Source organism: Chryseobacterium sp. RR2-3-20 (assembly GCF_017808115.1).
GTDB classification, from domain to species: Bacteria; Bacteroidota; Bacteroidia; order Flavobacteriales; family Weeksellaceae; genus Chryseobacterium; species Chryseobacterium oryzae.
The window spans coordinates 1-16,565 of record NZ_JADQBD010000064.1; the positions used below are offsets into that span (position 1 = coordinate 1).

Here is a 16,565-nt window from a genome sequence, read left to right on the forward strand (position 1 = left end):
GGATAAGACTCAATCTAAAAGGAAAGAGCCCGGTACAGTACCGAACTCTTTCCTATCAAAATATTGTTTAATTTTGTCTAAACTTTTGGGTGCAGTCTATTTCTATGCCGATTTTCTTTTGAGTTTGGATTGATTATTTAGTCGTGTTTACATTTCGAACTTTAATTTCATAAGAAGTTTTTTTTAGAAAAAAGAATTGAAATCGGTAGATTCTGTATTTCCTCATTTCAGTTTCCGATTTCCTCACTTCAAGCATCTTTATAATCTTCGAAGAAAATTACAGCTTAATTTTGAATTGAGAAGTAAAGTTAATCTCAAATGAAATTAATAAGTAAAAATAGTATAAAGATCGCAGTGGCTGCAGCACTTTTGCAATCCTGTAAAGTCACCAAAGATTACGAACGCCCCGAGCTAAATCTTCCGCAAAATTATGAAAATAAAGCTGCTGCGGATGATGCTTCGATTTCGGAAACTCCCTCTTACAAACAATTTTTTACGGATGCAGCACTGGTAAAATTGATGGATGATGTAATGGCAAATAATCCTCATCTTGGCACAGCTACAGAGCAGATTTTAGCGTCAGAAGCTATGCTGAAAAGCATCAAACTGAACTACTTGCCCGATATTAATTTGCAGGTGAATGCCGGTGTACAAAGGCTTTCTAAAAACAGTATGATGGGATCGGTGGCCGGAGATAACGTTTTTGAGGAATACAATTTTGCAGTTCCGGTCTCTTGGGACATCGATTTTTGGGGCAAACTGAAAAAACAAAGAGAAGAAGCCCTGTCCAACTATCTTAGCCTTGCCGAAAATCGCCGTGCTTTGCGGGTTCAGCTCATTGCGCAGACTGCACAGGCTTATTATAATCTCCTGAGTCTGGATGAGCAGTTGCGTATCACACAAGAAGTGGAAAAAAGTATGCAACAAACTCTGGATATGCTCAAGATACAATACAGCGTAGGTGATGTTACGTCTTTGGCAATAAAACAATCGCAGGCGCAGTTGTCAGAAACCAGAGCCTTAATTCCTGAAATAAAAGCGAGTATCAAAGCGCAGGAAAACGTTTTGCAGACGCTTGCCGGCCGCTATCCCGAGCCGGTAGAACGCACCCATTCTTTTGGCAGAATGGCTTTTGGATCGGATATTAATGCGGGCATCCCGGCAGATGTGCTCCAAAACCGTCCCGATGTAAAACAGCAGGAGTTGCTCTTGCAAGCGGCTTCTGCACGAGTGGGAATCGCCAAAACCGACTTTTATCCGAGTCTTAAAATTACCGGACAAGGTGGTCTCAATGCTGTGAAAGCCAGCCATTGGTTTTCGATTCCGGCATCATTGTTCGGAAATGCGGCGGCAGGTCTTACGCAACCGATTTTTAATAGAAGAACGATAAAATCTGCTTATGAACAGGCGGTGTATCAGCGGGAAGCTGCTGTGCATCAGTTCCGGAAATCGGTGCTGAATGCCGTAGAAGAGGTTAGCACATCATTGAGTAATATCAACCGGATCAAAGAACAACTGATTGAGGTTAATAACCGGAAAGCGGCCATGGATAAAGCGATTAAAGATGCTCAAATCCTTTATAAATACGGAGAAGCCAATTATCTGGAAGTGCTTACCGTGCAGCAAAGTTATTTTCAAACCGAATTGGCTTATACCATGGCGATTCAGAAAGAAATAAATACGTATATTGCTTTATACAAATCTTTGGGCGGTAATTAAATGAACAATCACGATACCATCTGGAAAAACTCTTTTTGGAAATTTTTTTTCCATTGGAGTGGCGTGTTGGTTTCTTTGGCATTGGCAAACTTTATCCAGTTTCTTCTTAATCCGCAAAGCAGTTGGTGGGATTTTTACAAACAAGCAAAATGGACGGAGATTGGTGCCACCATTTTGGGTGGCATTGCAATGTATGACATTTTGTTCTGGATTATCCGACTGCTTTCTGAAGGTGCCGAAAAATGGAAGCTGGTAAAAAACAATATGGTGATCCATTTTCTGATTACCACATTGGTGGTAATCGGCTGTATGTTTTTGTTGCTGTATCTGGAAAATGTGGTGTACGAATGGATTTGGCCCGAGCCTTCTGAAACAAGCCAGGAAATTGAGTTGGGAATAAAACAATATTTGGTGGTGAACATTGTGGTAGCCGCGTTTGTAAACAGTTTTTATAATTCTTATTTCTTTTTCGAAAAGTGGAAAGCCAAAGTAATCGAAAGTAATAAGCTGGAAATACACGCCCATCAGCTCAAAGAAAATGCTTTACAGTCGGAGTTGGAGATTCTCAAATTGCAGTTAGATCCGCATTTTCTCTTCAATAATTTCAGTATTTTAACGCAACTGATTGAGACCGATAAAGAAGCAGCTCAGGCGTTTTTGTCTAATCTTTCCCGTGTTTATCGCTATATTTTGACCACGGCAAAAAAGGATGTGGTTTCTCTGGATGAAGAATTAAAGTTTGTAGAAATGTATTTTCATCTCATCAAAATTCGTCACGGAGAAAGTATCCATTTAGAGATAAATGTGAAAGATGCCGACAAGGGCAAAGGCATCCCGCCGGTTACTTTGCAACTGTTGATTGAGAATGCCATTAAGCATAATATCTCGACACTTAAGCAGCCGCTCACGATTTTTATCGAAAGTGATGAAAATAGTGTCATCACGGTAAAAAATAATCTGCAACGTATCAATATCGATTATAAAAGTACCGGAATGGGACTCAAAAACATCCGGGAAAGATACCAATTGCTGCAAGGTAAAATGCCTGAAGTTATAACCAAATCTGACCAGTTTGAAGTTAAATTACCTTTATTAATGCTGTGAAAAATGCTATGAAATACCTTATTGTAGAAGACGAATTGCATAACGCCGAATTGCTGAAAAGTAGTGTCGAAAAGTACGATGATACGGCAGAACTGCTTGCTGTTTTACCAAGTATCGAAGAAAGCGTGGATTGGCTGAGCAACCATTCTGCACCGGATGTTATCTTTATGGATGTCCGGTTGGCAGACGGTTTGTCGTTTGAGATTTTTAAGCAAACCAAAGTCCAGTCACCGGTGATTTTTACGACAGCTTATGACGAGTATGCCTTGCAGGCTTTTAAGGTGTACGGTTCTGCATATCTTCTAAAACCGATTGTTAAAGAAGAGCTGGAAGAAGCAATAGAGAAAGTAACGCGCATAAAACCGCAATTTTCCGAAGACGATTTGGGCACATTGGTGGAGATGTTCCGCACGCATCAAAAAAAATACAAAAGCCGGTTTTTACTACACTTTCGGGAGACTTACAAAATGGTAAAGGTAGAGGATATTGATTATGCTTATCTTGAGCATAAGAATGTCTATTTCCGATTGTTAGATGGCTCATCAGTTGCCGTGCCGTATAATTTGGAAGAGCTGGAAGAACAGCTGGATCCGCAGTTTTTTTTCCGTGTCAATCGGCAGTATATTCTGAGCATCAACAGTATCGATAGCATTCATAAATATTTTAATGAGAAATCAAAAATTATCCTGAAACGTGACCGCGAAGCAGAAGTAATCGTCAGCCGAATCAAAATGCCGCAATTCAAGTTGTGGTTAGATCGGTAATCAATCAATTAAAATCAGAAAAAAAATGGAATTTTTTAGAACAGAACGCTTAATCATTCGCCGATTCGAAAAAGAAGATGCACCCGATTTGTTTGATTATTTTGAAGAGCCGAGAGTCAATTGTTTTATGGACGAAAAGTTATCGGACCTCGGCGAAGCACTTGCCGAAACCGAAAAAAAGAGTTGGGATTCGTCACAATATGCAGTTTGTTTAAAAGAAAACGGAAGTCTCATCGGAAACTTGTTTGCATACCCCGAACGGGATAGCGATACTTATGGCGTAGGGTGGAATTTCAATTCCAAATTCGGAGGTCAGGGTTTTGCCAGCGAGGCTGCCAAAGGCTTATTCGATTATTTGTTTGAGGAAAAAAATACCCGCAGAATCTATTGTTACGTAGAAGAGGATAATTTGCCTTCCCAAAAATTATGCAAACGTCTCGGCATGCGTCAGGAAGGGCTGTTTCTGGATTATGTTTCGTTCGTGAAAAATGTTGATGGCAGTTTGCGGTACGAAAATACCATGCAATTTGCAATTTTGAAACGGGAATGGGAAAGGAAATAGTTTTCAATAAAGAGACTCAGATAAAAATCTAAGCCTCTTATTTTATTAAGTTTTATTGAATTTAAACCTGAATAACTCCTAAGTTAAATTTCTCAGTAATTGGAGAATGATCGGCTGCTTCTATTCCCATAGAAATCCATTTTCTGGTGTCGATAGGATTAATGATGGCATCTGTCCACAGTCTTGCAGCAGCATAAGTAGATTCTGTCTGTTTCTGGTATTTTTTTGAAATTGTATCTAGAATTTCTTTATGTTCTTCCGCGGAAATCTCTTTTCCTTGCTTCTTTAAAGTAGATTCTTGTATTTGTGCTAAAACTTTAGCAGCCTGTGCACCGCCCATTACCGCAAGATCTGCCCATGGCCAAGCTACAATTAATCTTGGATCGTAGGCTTTACCGCACATTGCGTAATTACCTGCTCCGTAAGAATTACCTGTAATAATAGTAAATTTTGGAACGACAGAATTAGAAACTGCATTTACCATTTTGGCTCCGTCCTTAATAATTCCGCCATGTTCGGATTTTGAACCCACCATAAAACCGGTAACATCCTGCAAAAATACCAAAGGTATTTTTCTCTGGTTACAATTGGCGATAAATCGGGTTGCTTTATCTGCAGAATCGGAATATATTACACCACCGAACTGCATTTCTCCTTTTCCGCTTTTTACCAGTTTTCTTTGGTTGGCAACAATTCCTACAGACCATCCATCAATTCTTGCTGTTGCACAAATAATGCTTTTTCCGTAGTCTGGTTTATATTCTTCAAATTCAGAATTGTCTACAAGACATTTAATAATATCCGTAGTATCATATTGTTCTGCACGGGATACCGGCATGATTCCAAAAATATTTTCAGGTTTTTCTTTTGGCGGAAAACTTTCAATTCTGTCGAAGCCTGCTTTCTCGTAAGTTCCAACAGATTTCATGATGTTTTTTATACGATCTAGAGCGTCTTTATCGTCTTTAGCTTTATAGTCTGTTACTCCTGAAATAGAGCAGTGGGTAGTGGCTCCTCCTAAGGTTTCATTATCAATAGATTCTCCTATTGCAGCTTTTACGAGATAACTTCCGGCTAGAAAAATAGAACCGGTTTTATCTACAATCATGGCTTCGTCGCTCATAATTGGGAGATATGCTCCACCCGCAACACAGCTTCCCATTACTGCAGAAATCTGAATAATTCCTGCGGCACTCATTTTTGCATTGTTTCTGAAAATTCTGCCGAACATTTCTTTATCAGGAAAAATTTCGTCCTGCATAGGAAGATAAACACCTGCAGAATCTACCAAATAGATAATTGGGAGTCTGTTTTCCATCGCAATTTCCTGTGCTCTCAGGTTTTTTTTGCCGGTTATAGGAAACCAGGCTCCAGCTTTTACAGAAGCATCATTGGCAACAACAATACATTGTCTTCCGGAAACATATCCCATCACCACCACCACACCACCACTTGGGCAGCCTCCATGTTCTTCGTACATTTCGTATCCGGCAAAAGCTCCGATTTCTATAGAATCTGAATTTTTATCAAGAAGATAATCTATTCTTTCTCTTGCCGTCATTTTTCCTTCATCACGAAGTTTCTGAAGTCTTTTTTCGCCACCTCCTTTTTTAATTTCGTTAAAGAGACGGTTAATTTCAGAAAGTTTTAATTTATTCTGATCTTCCCTTTTATTAAATTCAATATCCATGAAATCTATTTTTTAAACTGCCTAAAGATACTATTTTTGGCAAAATAACAATAAAATGATAAGGAGTATATTTAAGTTTTTGGTTTTCAGAATTTTATGAAAAGTTTAACAAACTTAAGTTTTGTTATGTTCGTAATATTTTATAATTTTACCCAAGAGTATCAGAGTAAATACTTTGGTGAAATACTCTAAGTTCCTAGTTTATTTTTTTAATAGTTTATTATTTGAAGGCCCTGAAAGTTTCATAGACTTTCAGGGTTTTTGTTATAAAAACGATTTTTATTTAAAAATATTTCAGCATTAATTAATTCTTTCTCAATATGAAAACAGATTAGTAGATTTGCACTTGGGATATTTAGGAAGACATTATGCAGAAATTAGCACTTTTCAGATTACATTTTATTGTTTTTTTGTGGGGTTTTACCGCAATTTTAGGTAAACTGATTACCGCTAATGCACCCATTCTTGTATTTTACCGTATGCTTTTTGCGTCTATTTTCCTGTATGTTTTTCTTAGGTTTTTTAAGAAAGAAAGTATTAAGGTTTCAAAAAAGCTTTTTTTTCAGTTGGCAGGAGTGGGCTTTTTTATGGCACTGCACTGGTACTGCTTTTTTTATTCTATAAAAGTTTCTAATGTTTCTATTGCATTAAGCTGTCTTTCTCTTTCTACACTTTTTGCGTCGGTTCTGGAACCTTTGGTGTATAAAAGAAAAATAGATATTTCTGAAGTTATAATGGGTGTCGTTATTGTTTCTTGCATTCTCTTAATTTTTAAAACTGAATTTCAATATAAAGAAGGAATATTTTTCGGAATATTATGTGCTGTTTTTGGGACAATTTTTTCGGTATGTAACGGAAAACTTTTTGGTAAAACCAGCTCTGGGAATATTATTTTTTATGAAATATTTACCGGTTGGTTCATATTAATGCTTTTTTATGTTGCTACAGGACAAATTGTTGAAATGAACGAAATAAACTATAGAGATTTGGCGTTAATAGGCTTATTGGCAAGTGTATTTACCGCTTATCCCATGTTTGAATCTATTAAGCTAATGAAATATATTTCGCCATTTACATTAATTTTAACAGTAAATTTGGAGCCGGTTTACGGAATTATATTAGCTTTTTTTATCTTTGAAGAATCAGAAAATATGAGTCCGGTATTTTATATTGCCTCTTTGGTCATGATTTTAGCAATATTAGCTAATGCTGTAATAAAAAACAGGAAACAGAAAAAACTTAATAAGCATCAATCTATATGATGAAAAAATACTTTTTATTATTGCTAACAACGGTTTTTGCGACCTACCAGTCACAGATTATCAGAAAATATTCCAACGAATTTTTAAATATCGGAGCTGGAGCAAGAGGAATAGGAATGGGGGGTGCAGTCATTACCAATCAAGATGATGTATATTCTCCGATGTGGAATCCTGCGGGGTTAATGTCTATTCAGAAAGATTGGCAGGGAGCTGCAATGCACGCAGAGTATTTTGAATCTATTGCCAAATACGACTATCTTGCATATGCTAAAGTTTTAGAAACAGGTGTTTTCGGAGTTTCTGTGGTGAGATTGGGTGTAGATAATATCCTCAATACCACCCAACTTATAGATACAGAAGGAAATATTGATTATGATAAAATAACAAGATTTTCTCAGTCGGACTATGCCGGGATTATTTCTTATGCCTTTAATCCGGGAGGTAATCCTAACTTAGATGTCGGGATTAATGCAAAAATTGTGTACAGAAATGTAGGGAAATTTGCCAATGGATATGGTTTTGGTTTTGATATCGGAGCCATCTATAAATTAGATAACGGCTGGAAAATAGGAGGTATGCTTCGCGATGCAACAACTACAGTCAACTTTTGGAACATCAACCAAAAAGAACTTTCTACGGTGGTAAATGGTGAAGAGTTTAACCCCGCTCCGAAAGATAAAATGGAACTTACAATGCCGAAACTTAACGCCGGAGCCAGTAAATTGTTTGAAATTAACAGCAGCCTTTATGTTTTACCTGAAGCCGGCATTAATGTCGATTTTGCGAAAACAGCGGCACTGCTTTCTACAGATTTTGCAAGCATAACACCTTATGCAGGAGCAGAACTGGGATATCAGAAAATGATTTTTGTGAGATTGGGAGTTAACAGATTTCAGTCGATAACCGATATAGAAGATCTTAAAAGAAAAGTTTCTTTTCAGCCAAGTGCGGGTATCGGTATTAGATACAGAGGTCTTACTTTAGATTATGCCATCAGTAATTCAGGAATTGGAGGATCAAATTTTTATTCCAATTTCTTCTCTCTTAAACTGGATATGGGTGAATTTAGAAACGATTAATGAATTTTTATTTTGAGTATGAAAAAATTATATATATCCTTACTAATCTCTGTTTCTGCAATCTCTTTTGCTCAGAAAGTGTCAGATTATCAATATATTTCAGTTCCGGAAAATTTTAAGAGCTTTAAAAAACAAAATTACGGTTTAAGTAAAGTTATATCTCAAAATCTGAAATTTAAAAAATATATTATCCTTTCTGAAAATCGTGGAGAATGGCCTTCAGAAGCCAATTCTAATTCATGTAATGTTTTGGATGTAGATGTGCTGAACGACAGTGGTTTTCTACGAAATAAAGTTGTGGTAGAATTTAAAGATTGCAACAGTAAAGTTATTGCTTCACAAAAAGGGAGTTCTTCTATAAAAGAATTTGAAGAAGGATTTCAGGATGCTTTAAAGCAGGCTTTGCTTACAATTCCGGCAGCCAATCCTAAAGAAATCGTGAACCAAAACCCTGCAAAAGAGGAAAGTAAGCAAGTGTATCTAAAAGAGGCAACTATTCAGAAGCCTGAAAATATCAAAGGAAATTCAGGGAAATATGGTAATGGGAAAATAGTTTTGCAGAAAATACAGCTTGATGATCATCAGTTTATTTTGGTGGAAAATAACAGTTCTGTACCTTTTGCTACTTTTAAATCTACAACAAAAAAAGATAATTTTAAAGTAAAATTAAAGTCTGGCGAAAATACCTTCGGATACTTTGAAAATGGAACTATCGTAATTGAAATTCCAAAAGAAAATGAAGAGTATTCTAAAGAAGTTTTTTCTGAAATAAAATAGCATAAAATTGCTATAAAAACCTTTATTATTGAATTTTTATTGAAAAACAGTGAAATTTTGGCATTGAAGTTTCGTTATTTAAACATAACCAATCATAAATATAAATGAGAAAGTCTGTTTTTAAAGTTTTAAATAAAATCAATAAGATGGTTTTACCGAAACTTAGCGATAAAGATCCCTCCAAGTTAACAAAATTGCAGAAAGGTATTTTAGCATACCGTTATTTTGTACTGGTTAATTCGATGGAGTAATTTTTTATGAACCGCTTATCCTGAAATCTTGTAACGCAAAATCCGTATCTTTGCAGAATGATACGTATTACAAAAATTTTTACATTCGAAACCGCTCATGTTCTATACAATTACGATGGTAAGTGTAAAAATATGCACGGACATTCCTATAAACTTTTCGTTACCGTAAAAGGAAAACCTATTAACGATATAAACCATCCCAAAAACGGAATGGTTGTAGATTTTGGAGATATAAAAACAATTGTAAAGTCTGAAATTGTAGATGTTTGGGATCATGCAGTTTTAATTAATGGTCTTTCTCCTCATAAAGAATTGGGCGAAAGCCTAGAAGACCAAGGGCATAAAGTTATTTACTGTACCTTTCAGCCAACTTGCGAAAATATGTTATACGCTATTGCGGCAAAAATAAAGTCTAAACTTCCGGAAGGTATCTCACTTGCTTATCTTAAGTTGCACGAAACCGAAAATTCTTATGGAGAATGGTTTGCAGAGGATAATTAATTTTGTTTATAGATAAAAAAGTTAATAGTGCTTAAAACTACCATTCATTTGGATCCGGGAAAGAAGGTTTATTTTGCTTCAGATCAGCATTTTGGATCTCCCAATCCTAAACAAAGTAAAATTCGCGAAGAAAAATTTATCCGTTGGATGAACGAAATTAAGAAAGATGCTCAGGTCATTTTTCTGATGGGAGATTTATTCGATTTTTGGCACGAATGGAACTATGTAGTTCCTAAAGGCTACGTTCGGGTTTTAGGGAAAATAGCAGAACTTAAAGACAGCGGAATTCAGATTTATTTCTTTGTAGGAAATCACGATTTGTGGATGAAAGATTATCTTGAAGAAGAAATTGGCTGCACCGTATTTTACCAAAAGCAATATTTTGAAATCGGAGGTAAACAGTTTTTACTCGCTCACGGAGATGGTTTAGGTCCCGGAGATAAAGGCTATAAAAGAATGAAAAAACTTTTTACCAATCCTGTTGCACAATGGTTTTTCAAGTGGCTTCATCCCGATATTGCCATGAAACTAGCGTTGTATATGTCTCAAAAAAATAAGATGATTTCTGGCGATGAAGACAAAGAATTTTTAGGAGAAGACAAAGAATTTCTCATTATCTATTCTAAAAAGAAGCTGGAAAAAGAAAATATAGATTATTTTGTCTATGGACACCGTCATTTACCATTGGTTTTAGATTTGAATAACCATTCTAAATACATCAATTTAGGAGATTGGATTTCCTATTTCACTTATGGAGTTTTTGAAAAAGATTTCGAATTAAAAACTTTTGAAGCTGAACATAAAATATCCTCATAAAAAACGGATGGTTTTTATTCTTAATAAATTCATATTCAAAGAATTATAAAATTTAAAATCGTTGAAAAATATATTCGCCATCGACACCGAAGCAGAGTTTCTTGAAGTTTGCTTAGATGTTTTTAAATTTCAATACGAAAATATTGAAGTCTACAGAAAATTTGTAGATTATCTTAATATTCGTCCTGAAAATGTAACATCTTTAGCAGAAATACCGTTTCTCCCAATAGAAATGTTTAAAAATCATACCGTTTTAGATAAAAATAAAACTACAGATTTTTACTTTCAAAGTTCGGGAACAACGCAGATGAATCTTTCTAAACATTTTATTGCAGATGAAAAACTTTATCAGGAAAGTATTAAAAAAAGCTTTGAGAAATTTATAGGAAAACCTGAAGATTTTATTTTTCTAGGTTTGTTACCTAATTATCTCGAAAGACAGAATTCTTCACTGGTGTATATGGTAGATTATTTAATAAAAAAATCTGGAAAGCCTGAAAATGGTTATTTTCTTTACAACCATACCGATTTGTTTGATCTTTTATCCAGTGTTAAAGATAAGAAAGTCATTCTTTTCGGGGTTTCTTTTGCACTTCTCGATTTCTTGGATACTTTAGAGTCGCAGCAACTTTCTCTTGCAGAATCTCAAAATCTTACGGTGATAGAAACGGGCGGAATGAAAGGAAGGAAAGAGGAAATGACCAAAGATGAATTGCTGAAAATACTTCAAAAAGGTTTTAAAACTTCAAAAATTTATTCTGAATATTCTATGACAGAATTGCTTTCGCAGGCATATTCTTTAGGAAATAATGAATATGAAGCTCCCAATTGGATGAGAATTTTAATTAGAAATACAGAAGATCCTTTCAGTTACGAAAAAGACGGCAGAACAGGTGCTATTAATATTATAGATTTGGCAAATATTCATTCTTGTTCTTTTATTGCTACTCAGGATTTAGGGAAAATCAATCAAAATAAATTTCAGGTTTTAGGCAGGATAGATCATTCGGATATTCGTGGTTGCAGCCTTTTGGTGAGTTAGTTATAATTTATCTCTGGAGAATTTAGAAATATTTTCATTTAATCTGAAAAATGTTAAAAATTGAAGAACTTGTACATGCATATATTCATTCTCAATGCGATTTTGAGAAAGAAATTGTGCTTACAAATCATTTTCAGGCAGATTGGGAGGCAGATATTTTGGTCATCAATTCCGAAGGTTTCAGTCACGAAATAGAAATTAAACTTTCTAAAAGTGATTTTAAAAACGATTTTAAAAAGTCATACCTCAATACTTCAACCGGAGAAAAATTTCTGAAACACGATAAAATAGGTTGCGGAGATTACATTTGTAATACTTTCAGTTTCTTGCTTCCAATGGGAATGATAGATCATCAGCAAATTCCTGAACATTGTGGAATTATTGAATTCTATCACAACGTAGATTCTTGGGAAACGGAATTTTATATCATCAGAAAGCCTAAAAAAGTTCATGAAGATTCTTATTGGAAACTAGCCGATAAAGATTTGTTTATCCGTAAAATGGCTCTCAATCTTCTCTATCGCAAAATGGAAATTAAAGGAAAACATGAAGAACTTATTTTTAAAAATCCGTTCGACATTAAAAAGAAAAAATAAATCCCGCTTTGTATAAAGAAAGCGGGATTTTTTATAAATAATGAAAATTAATAATTGCTATATTTTTTCTGGCTTCTCAATCATTAAATTATAAGTGAAAGCTGCGGCTATACCACCCAAAACCGGCGCTGCAATAAACAGCCAAAGCTGAGAAAGTGCCTCTCCTCCTGCAAATATTGCCGGTCCTATACTTCTTGCAGGGTTTACGGAAACTCCTGTTATTTTTATACCAACAATGTGAATGAGTACCAAAGAAAAGCCTATTGCTAAACCTGCGAATCCGCCGTTGATGTTTTTGGTAGATGTAGATCCCAAAATAACCATAAGGAAAATAAAGGTGAACACAAATTCGGCTACAAAAGCTGCGGTAGTATTATATGCGTCCAAATATCCTGTTCCCCAACCATTGGATCCAAGTGCCCAAGGTTTCATTTCTGCGCTGGGATGATTGGTGAAAATCACATACAGAATTCCGGCTCCGATAATAGCTCCGAGAATTTGTGCAATCACGTAACGAACAGCTTCGTCCATCTTCATTCTTCCTGCGGCAACCATTGCGATAGAAATAGCAGGATTAATGTGACATCCGGAAATATGCCCTATTGCGTACGCCATTGCAACAACACTCAGTCCGAATGCGAAAGAAATTCCTAATAGTCCAACTCCGGTTGTGCCATCTGCTCCGGCAATTACTGCGCTTCCGCACCCCATAAGAACAAGTACCATTGTGCCGAACATTTCGGCAATAAATTTTGAAGTTTTTGAAATCATTTTGATGTTTTTTTATTAGTTGCTAATGTGCAAAAATTAAATACTCAATGATAAACCTTTTTATATGGGAAAAATATATTTTATTTGATGTTGTTTTGTCTTTTTGTTGTGAGTGGTGTTGATTTTATGAGGTATTTATAATATCATTTTGATTTTTAGAAAAATTTTAAAACAATAAATGATTATGAGTAAAGAGAAATATTGTTTGGATTTTAAATAATTCACTTTTCAATAAGTATTTAAGCGTTCCGGTTTTTAAGTAAAATCCCTATATTTGAAAACTTTACAGAAAAAAAGAAGTTCAAGATAAAAATATTTTAATGAAGAAGCTGCTGTACTTGTTTTTGTTATTATTTCATCAGTTTTTTTATGCACAGTCGGCAAAGAAAAATATTCCTTGCTATGACTTAAATACGGTTCTGAAAGTTCAGCCAACCACACTTTATCTCCCACATTTGGAAGCTTCGAGGAGTTTTAAAGTAAAATTACTGGAGAATGCTTCTCATGTTCAGAAATACATCAATAAAGGTAAATTTCATACCGTAGAAAAGAAGGGCAAAGGGTATTGTGTTCAGAAGTTAGATTACAGCAGAGCTTATCTTGTTTCCAAAGCTAAAACAACCTTAGAAAATATAGGAGCAAAATTCAGTAAAGAAACAAAAGGTCAGTTATTTACGGTTTCTTCTCTTACAAGAACGCTTGAAGACCAATGCAGACTTAGGAGAGTAAACAGTAATGCATCTTTAGGAATCAGCTCTCACAATTATGGAAATTCTTTCGATATTTCTTATGTGAGATTCAATAATGTTCTTAAAAATAATCCAAAACTTGAAGCCTCTCTGGAAAAAGTTTTAAAGCATTATGCAGATTTAGGTCGTATTTATTACATCAAAGAAAGACAGCAAAGTTGCTTTCATGTTACGGTAAGAAATTACTGATATACAATTCTTTTATTTTCCTTACTTTTGCACCCGAAAAACATTCGCAGTCAATATTCATCAATAATTATATATAAAGATGCTTTCGGTTCAGGGTTTAGGATTACATCATTCGGGGAATTATTTGTTTCAAAATGTCAATTTTACCATCAAAAAAGATGATAAAGTAGGCTTGGTCGGTAAAAATGGAGCCGGAAAATCTACATTATTGAAAATGCTTTCAGGAGAAATTTCTTTCTACGAAGGAAACGTGGTTCCCGAAGGAAATGTTACCATTGGTTTTTTGAAGCAGGATCTTGATTTTGTGAAAGGGAGAACTGTCTGGAACGAAACAATGCAGGCTTTTGAGCAGATTAATGCCTGGAAAGAAGAACTGGAAGAGGTTAATCACCAAATGACTGTAAGAACCGACTACGAAAGCGACTCTTATTCGGATTTAATTAACAGAATGACCGAATTGAATGATCTTCTTCTGAATCATGATGCCTATAATCTGGAAGGCGATATGGAAAAAGTTCTTTTCGGTCTGGGCTTTAAAGCAGATGATTTTCAGAAAATTACCGACGAGTTTTCAGGAGGTTGGAGAATGAGAATTGAACTCGCAAAACTCCTTCTTCAAAAGAACGATATTATGCTTCTCGATGAGCCTACCAACCACTTGGATATGGAATCTATTATCTGGCTCGAGAACTTCTTAAAAGATTATCCGGGAGCGATTGTTTTGGTGAGTCACGATAAACAGTTTATGACTGCTGTATGTAACCGAACTTTCGATATCAACAATAAAAAAGTAGACGATTATAAAGCCAATTATTCCAAATATCTGGTGATGCGTGAAGACCGCAGAGAAAAACTGATTCAGGCTAAGAAGAATCAGGATGCGGAAATCAAGCAGATGGAAGACAATATCAATAAATTCCGTGCAAGTGCTACCAAAGCATCTTTTGCACAGTCTTTAATAAAGAAGTTAGATAAAATCGAGCGTATAGAGGTTGATAATGAAGATGTTTCTAAATTTAATATTCGTTTTGTGCAATCTCAAGTTCCGGGAAAAATCATTTTTGAAGCCGAAAACTTAGGGAAAGCGTATGGCGAAAAACAGATATTTGATGATGTAGATTTCATCGTACAAAGAGGAGATAGAATTGCTCTTTTGGGACAGAACGGACAGGGAAAAACGACTTTGGCTAAAATTTTGGCGGGTGATATTAAAGATTATTCCGGAAGCTGGAATTTAGGACATAATGTGAACATTGGATACTTTGCCCAAAATCAGGAAGAAGTTTTAACGCCGAATAAAACCGTTCAGGAAGAAGCAGAAGATGCTGCAACCGAAGAAACCAGACCAAGAGTAAGAGATTTGCTGGGTTCTTTCCTTTTTCAGGGTGAAGCTGTGAATAAAAAAACTAAAGTGCTTTCCGGAGGAGAAAGAAACCGTCTTGCACTTTGTAAACTGTTGTTGCGTCCGTTCAATACGCTTATTATGGACGAACCTACCAACCACTTAGATATTCAGTCGAAAGAAATTATTAAACTCGCTTTACAGAAGTTTGAAGGTACTTTAATTGTAATTTCTCACGACAGAGAATTTTTACAAGGACTTTGCGATAAAATCTATGAATTCCGTGACGGTAAAATGAAAGAATTCTTAGGTGACATCAACGAATATTTAGAATTCAGACAAAAAGAATCCATCCGTGAAATTTCTGCAGAAAAAGCAAAACTGCACAGCGATGATGCAAAAAAGGCTGAAACTAAAAAAGTGGAAGAAAAAACTGCCACCAATAATACGCAGTCGTCCACCATTATTACTAAAGAGCAGAAAAATATTCAGAACAAACTGAAAAAAGTAGAAGAGCAGATTACTGAACTCGAAACGAAGATAGAAAATTTTGAAACTTCATTTACCAAAGAAAATCCTTCTGAGGAAACGTTGGAACAATACAACAAAACCAAAGAAGAGCTCGATCTTGCCCTTCAGGAATGGGAATATTTGGGAACTCAGCTTAATTAATTTTCAGAAAAATATAAAAAGATGAACTTGTTTGAGTTCATCTTTTTTGTTGAAAAAAATATTAATGCTTAAATTATAAAGTCTATTACTTAATTTTAAATCATAATCTTATTATCTTCCGTTTATTTTTTATAATTTTGTCTCATGATTTGTAAGAAAAGCAGAGCTATAAAGAGTTTTATCTCCAAACTGATGTTTGGGATTTACTTCTTTGCGTTATTTTCTCAGACATTTCATGACCACGATTTTTCTGATACATTGAAAACTTTCAATCTTAAAAAATCAGAAAATACCATTACGAAATCCGATGCTAAAGAATCTAAAGGCGATTGTTTAGCCTGTCATTTTATTTCTACGGGAAATACGCTTCTTCCTGAAGAATTTGTTTTTCAGGCAATTCAGCATTCAGAAGAAACGCATCAGATTTTTACTTTACAGGAAAAAATTTGGGCACAATCCAAATATTCTTTTCAGCTTCGCGGTCCACCCGCCATTTCTTAAATTTTAATTCTTTTTTTTTGGTATTGAACGAAGTCTGATTTCAGATTGTTTCTGCTGTTAATCTATTTTATCATTAAAATATTTGATTATCCGTTTTTAATCATAACCCTGTAATGTTAGCAATAATAAGCCTTTCAAAGAGGCTATCTCCAAAATATCTTCGATTTAGCTTGTAGAT

At 35.1% G+C, this 16,565-nt stretch carries 16 protein-coding genes; 14 read left to right on the forward strand and 2 right to left on the reverse strand.

Translation table 11 applies throughout. From position 1 onward, the window contains the following. The first annotated feature begins 318 nt into the window (after window positions 1-318). From IV513_RS12560 to IV513_RS12575, 4 genes are read left to right on the forward strand one after another with little or no spacing between them, the layout of a single operon-like run. Entirely contained in the window at window positions 319-1,719 is a 1,401-nt protein-coding gene (locus tag IV513_RS12560; RefSeq protein WP_209390913.1) for an efflux transporter outer membrane subunit, read from the forward strand. Then, entirely contained in the window at window positions 1,720-2,823 is a 1,104-nt protein-coding gene (locus IV513_RS12565; RefSeq protein ID WP_209390914.1) for a sensor histidine kinase, read from the forward strand. A gap of 8 nt (window positions 2,824-2,831) precedes the next feature. Further along, window positions 2,832-3,587, forward strand: coding sequence for a LytTR family DNA-binding domain-containing protein (locus IV513_RS12570; RefSeq protein ID WP_209390915.1), 756 nt, complete (start codon window positions 2,832-2,834; stop codon window positions 3,585-3,587). A gap of 25 nt (window positions 3,588-3,612) precedes the next feature. Continuing rightward, window positions 3,613-4,149 (forward strand): GNAT family N-acetyltransferase, encoded by a 537-nt coding sequence (locus IV513_RS12575; RefSeq protein WP_209390916.1) that lies wholly within the window; start codon window positions 3,613-3,615, stop codon window positions 4,147-4,149. A 61-nt stretch (window positions 4,150-4,210) separates the two neighbouring features. Here IV513_RS12575 and IV513_RS12580 read toward each other — a convergent pair whose 3' ends face one another. Further along, entirely contained in the window at window positions 4,211-5,839 is a 1,629-nt protein-coding gene (locus tag IV513_RS12580) for an acyl-CoA carboxylase subunit beta (protein ID WP_209390917.1), read from the reverse strand. A gap of 368 nt (window positions 5,840-6,207) precedes the next feature. On the opposite strand from IV513_RS12580, the gene IV513_RS12585 reads away from it, so the two are divergent. The 7 genes from IV513_RS12585 (at window position 6,208) to IV513_RS12615 (ending at window position 12,163) form a co-directional block, all read left to right on the forward strand. Beyond that, complete coding sequence (locus IV513_RS12585) at window positions 6,208-7,101, forward strand: DMT family transporter (RefSeq protein ID WP_209390918.1); 894 nt, start codon at window positions 6,208-6,210, stop codon at window positions 7,099-7,101. Beyond that, a complete protein-coding gene (locus IV513_RS12590; protein ID WP_209390919.1) occupies window positions 7,098-8,180 on the forward strand; it encodes a PorV/PorQ family protein in 1,083 nt (360 codons plus the stop codon). The genes IV513_RS12585 and IV513_RS12590 overlap by 4 nt, the downstream gene beginning before the upstream one ends. An 18-nt stretch (window positions 8,181-8,198) precedes the next feature. Then, window positions 8,199-8,957, forward strand: a complete 759-nt coding sequence (locus tag IV513_RS12595) for a hypothetical protein (protein WP_209390920.1) — start codon at window positions 8,199-8,201, stop codon at window positions 8,955-8,957. A 308-nt stretch (window positions 8,958-9,265) separates the two neighbouring features. After that, on the forward strand, window positions 9,266-9,709 hold the full coding sequence (gene queD, locus IV513_RS12600) for a 6-carboxytetrahydropterin synthase QueD (protein ID WP_209390921.1): 444 nt from the start codon (window positions 9,266-9,268) through the stop codon (window positions 9,707-9,709). Window positions 9,710-9,736: 27 nt separating this feature from the next. Beyond that, a complete protein-coding gene (locus IV513_RS12605; RefSeq protein ID WP_209390922.1) occupies window positions 9,737-10,525 on the forward strand; it encodes a UDP-2,3-diacylglucosamine diphosphatase in 789 nt (262 codons plus the stop codon). Window positions 10,526-10,586: 61 nt separating this feature from the next. Then, window positions 10,587-11,567: an acyl transferase gene (locus tag IV513_RS12610; protein ID WP_209390923.1), complete on the forward strand. Its 981-nt coding sequence runs from the start codon at window positions 10,587-10,589 to the stop codon at window positions 11,565-11,567. A gap of 50 nt (window positions 11,568-11,617) precedes the next feature. Continuing rightward, the gene (locus IV513_RS12615; RefSeq protein ID WP_209390924.1) at window positions 11,618-12,163 is read left to right on the forward strand and encodes a hypothetical protein; all 546 of its coding nucleotides are present in this window, start codon (window positions 11,618-11,620) and stop codon (window positions 12,161-12,163) included. A gap of 57 nt (window positions 12,164-12,220) precedes the next feature. Here IV513_RS12615 and aqpZ read toward each other — a convergent pair whose 3' ends face one another. Beyond that, window positions 12,221-12,934 carry an aquaporin Z gene (gene aqpZ, locus IV513_RS12620; RefSeq protein ID WP_209390925.1) on the reverse strand — a complete coding sequence of 238 codons (714 nt, stop codon included), beginning with the start codon at window positions 12,932-12,934 and terminating at the stop codon, window positions 12,221-12,223. Window positions 12,935-13,254: 320 nt separating this feature from the next. On the opposite strand from aqpZ, the gene IV513_RS12625 reads away from it, so the two are divergent. The 3 genes from IV513_RS12625 to IV513_RS12635 all read left to right on the forward strand — a co-directional run bounded on the left by IV513_RS12625 (window position 13,255) and on the right by IV513_RS12635 (window position 16,387). After that, window positions 13,255-13,872, forward strand: a complete 618-nt coding sequence (locus tag IV513_RS12625; RefSeq protein WP_209390926.1) for a DUF5715 family protein — start codon at window positions 13,255-13,257, stop codon at window positions 13,870-13,872. Window positions 13,873-13,951: 79 nt separating this feature from the next. Further along, window positions 13,952-15,886 carry an ABC-F family ATP-binding cassette domain-containing protein gene (locus IV513_RS12630; protein ID WP_209390927.1) on the forward strand — a complete coding sequence of 645 codons (1,935 nt, stop codon included), beginning with the start codon at window positions 13,952-13,954 and terminating at the stop codon, window positions 15,884-15,886. A gap of 144 nt (window positions 15,887-16,030) precedes the next feature. Then, on the forward strand, window positions 16,031-16,387 hold the full coding sequence (locus IV513_RS12635) for a hypothetical protein (protein ID WP_209390928.1): 357 nt from the start codon (window positions 16,031-16,033) through the stop codon (window positions 16,385-16,387). The last annotated feature ends 178 nt before the right edge of the window (window positions 16,388-16,565 follow it).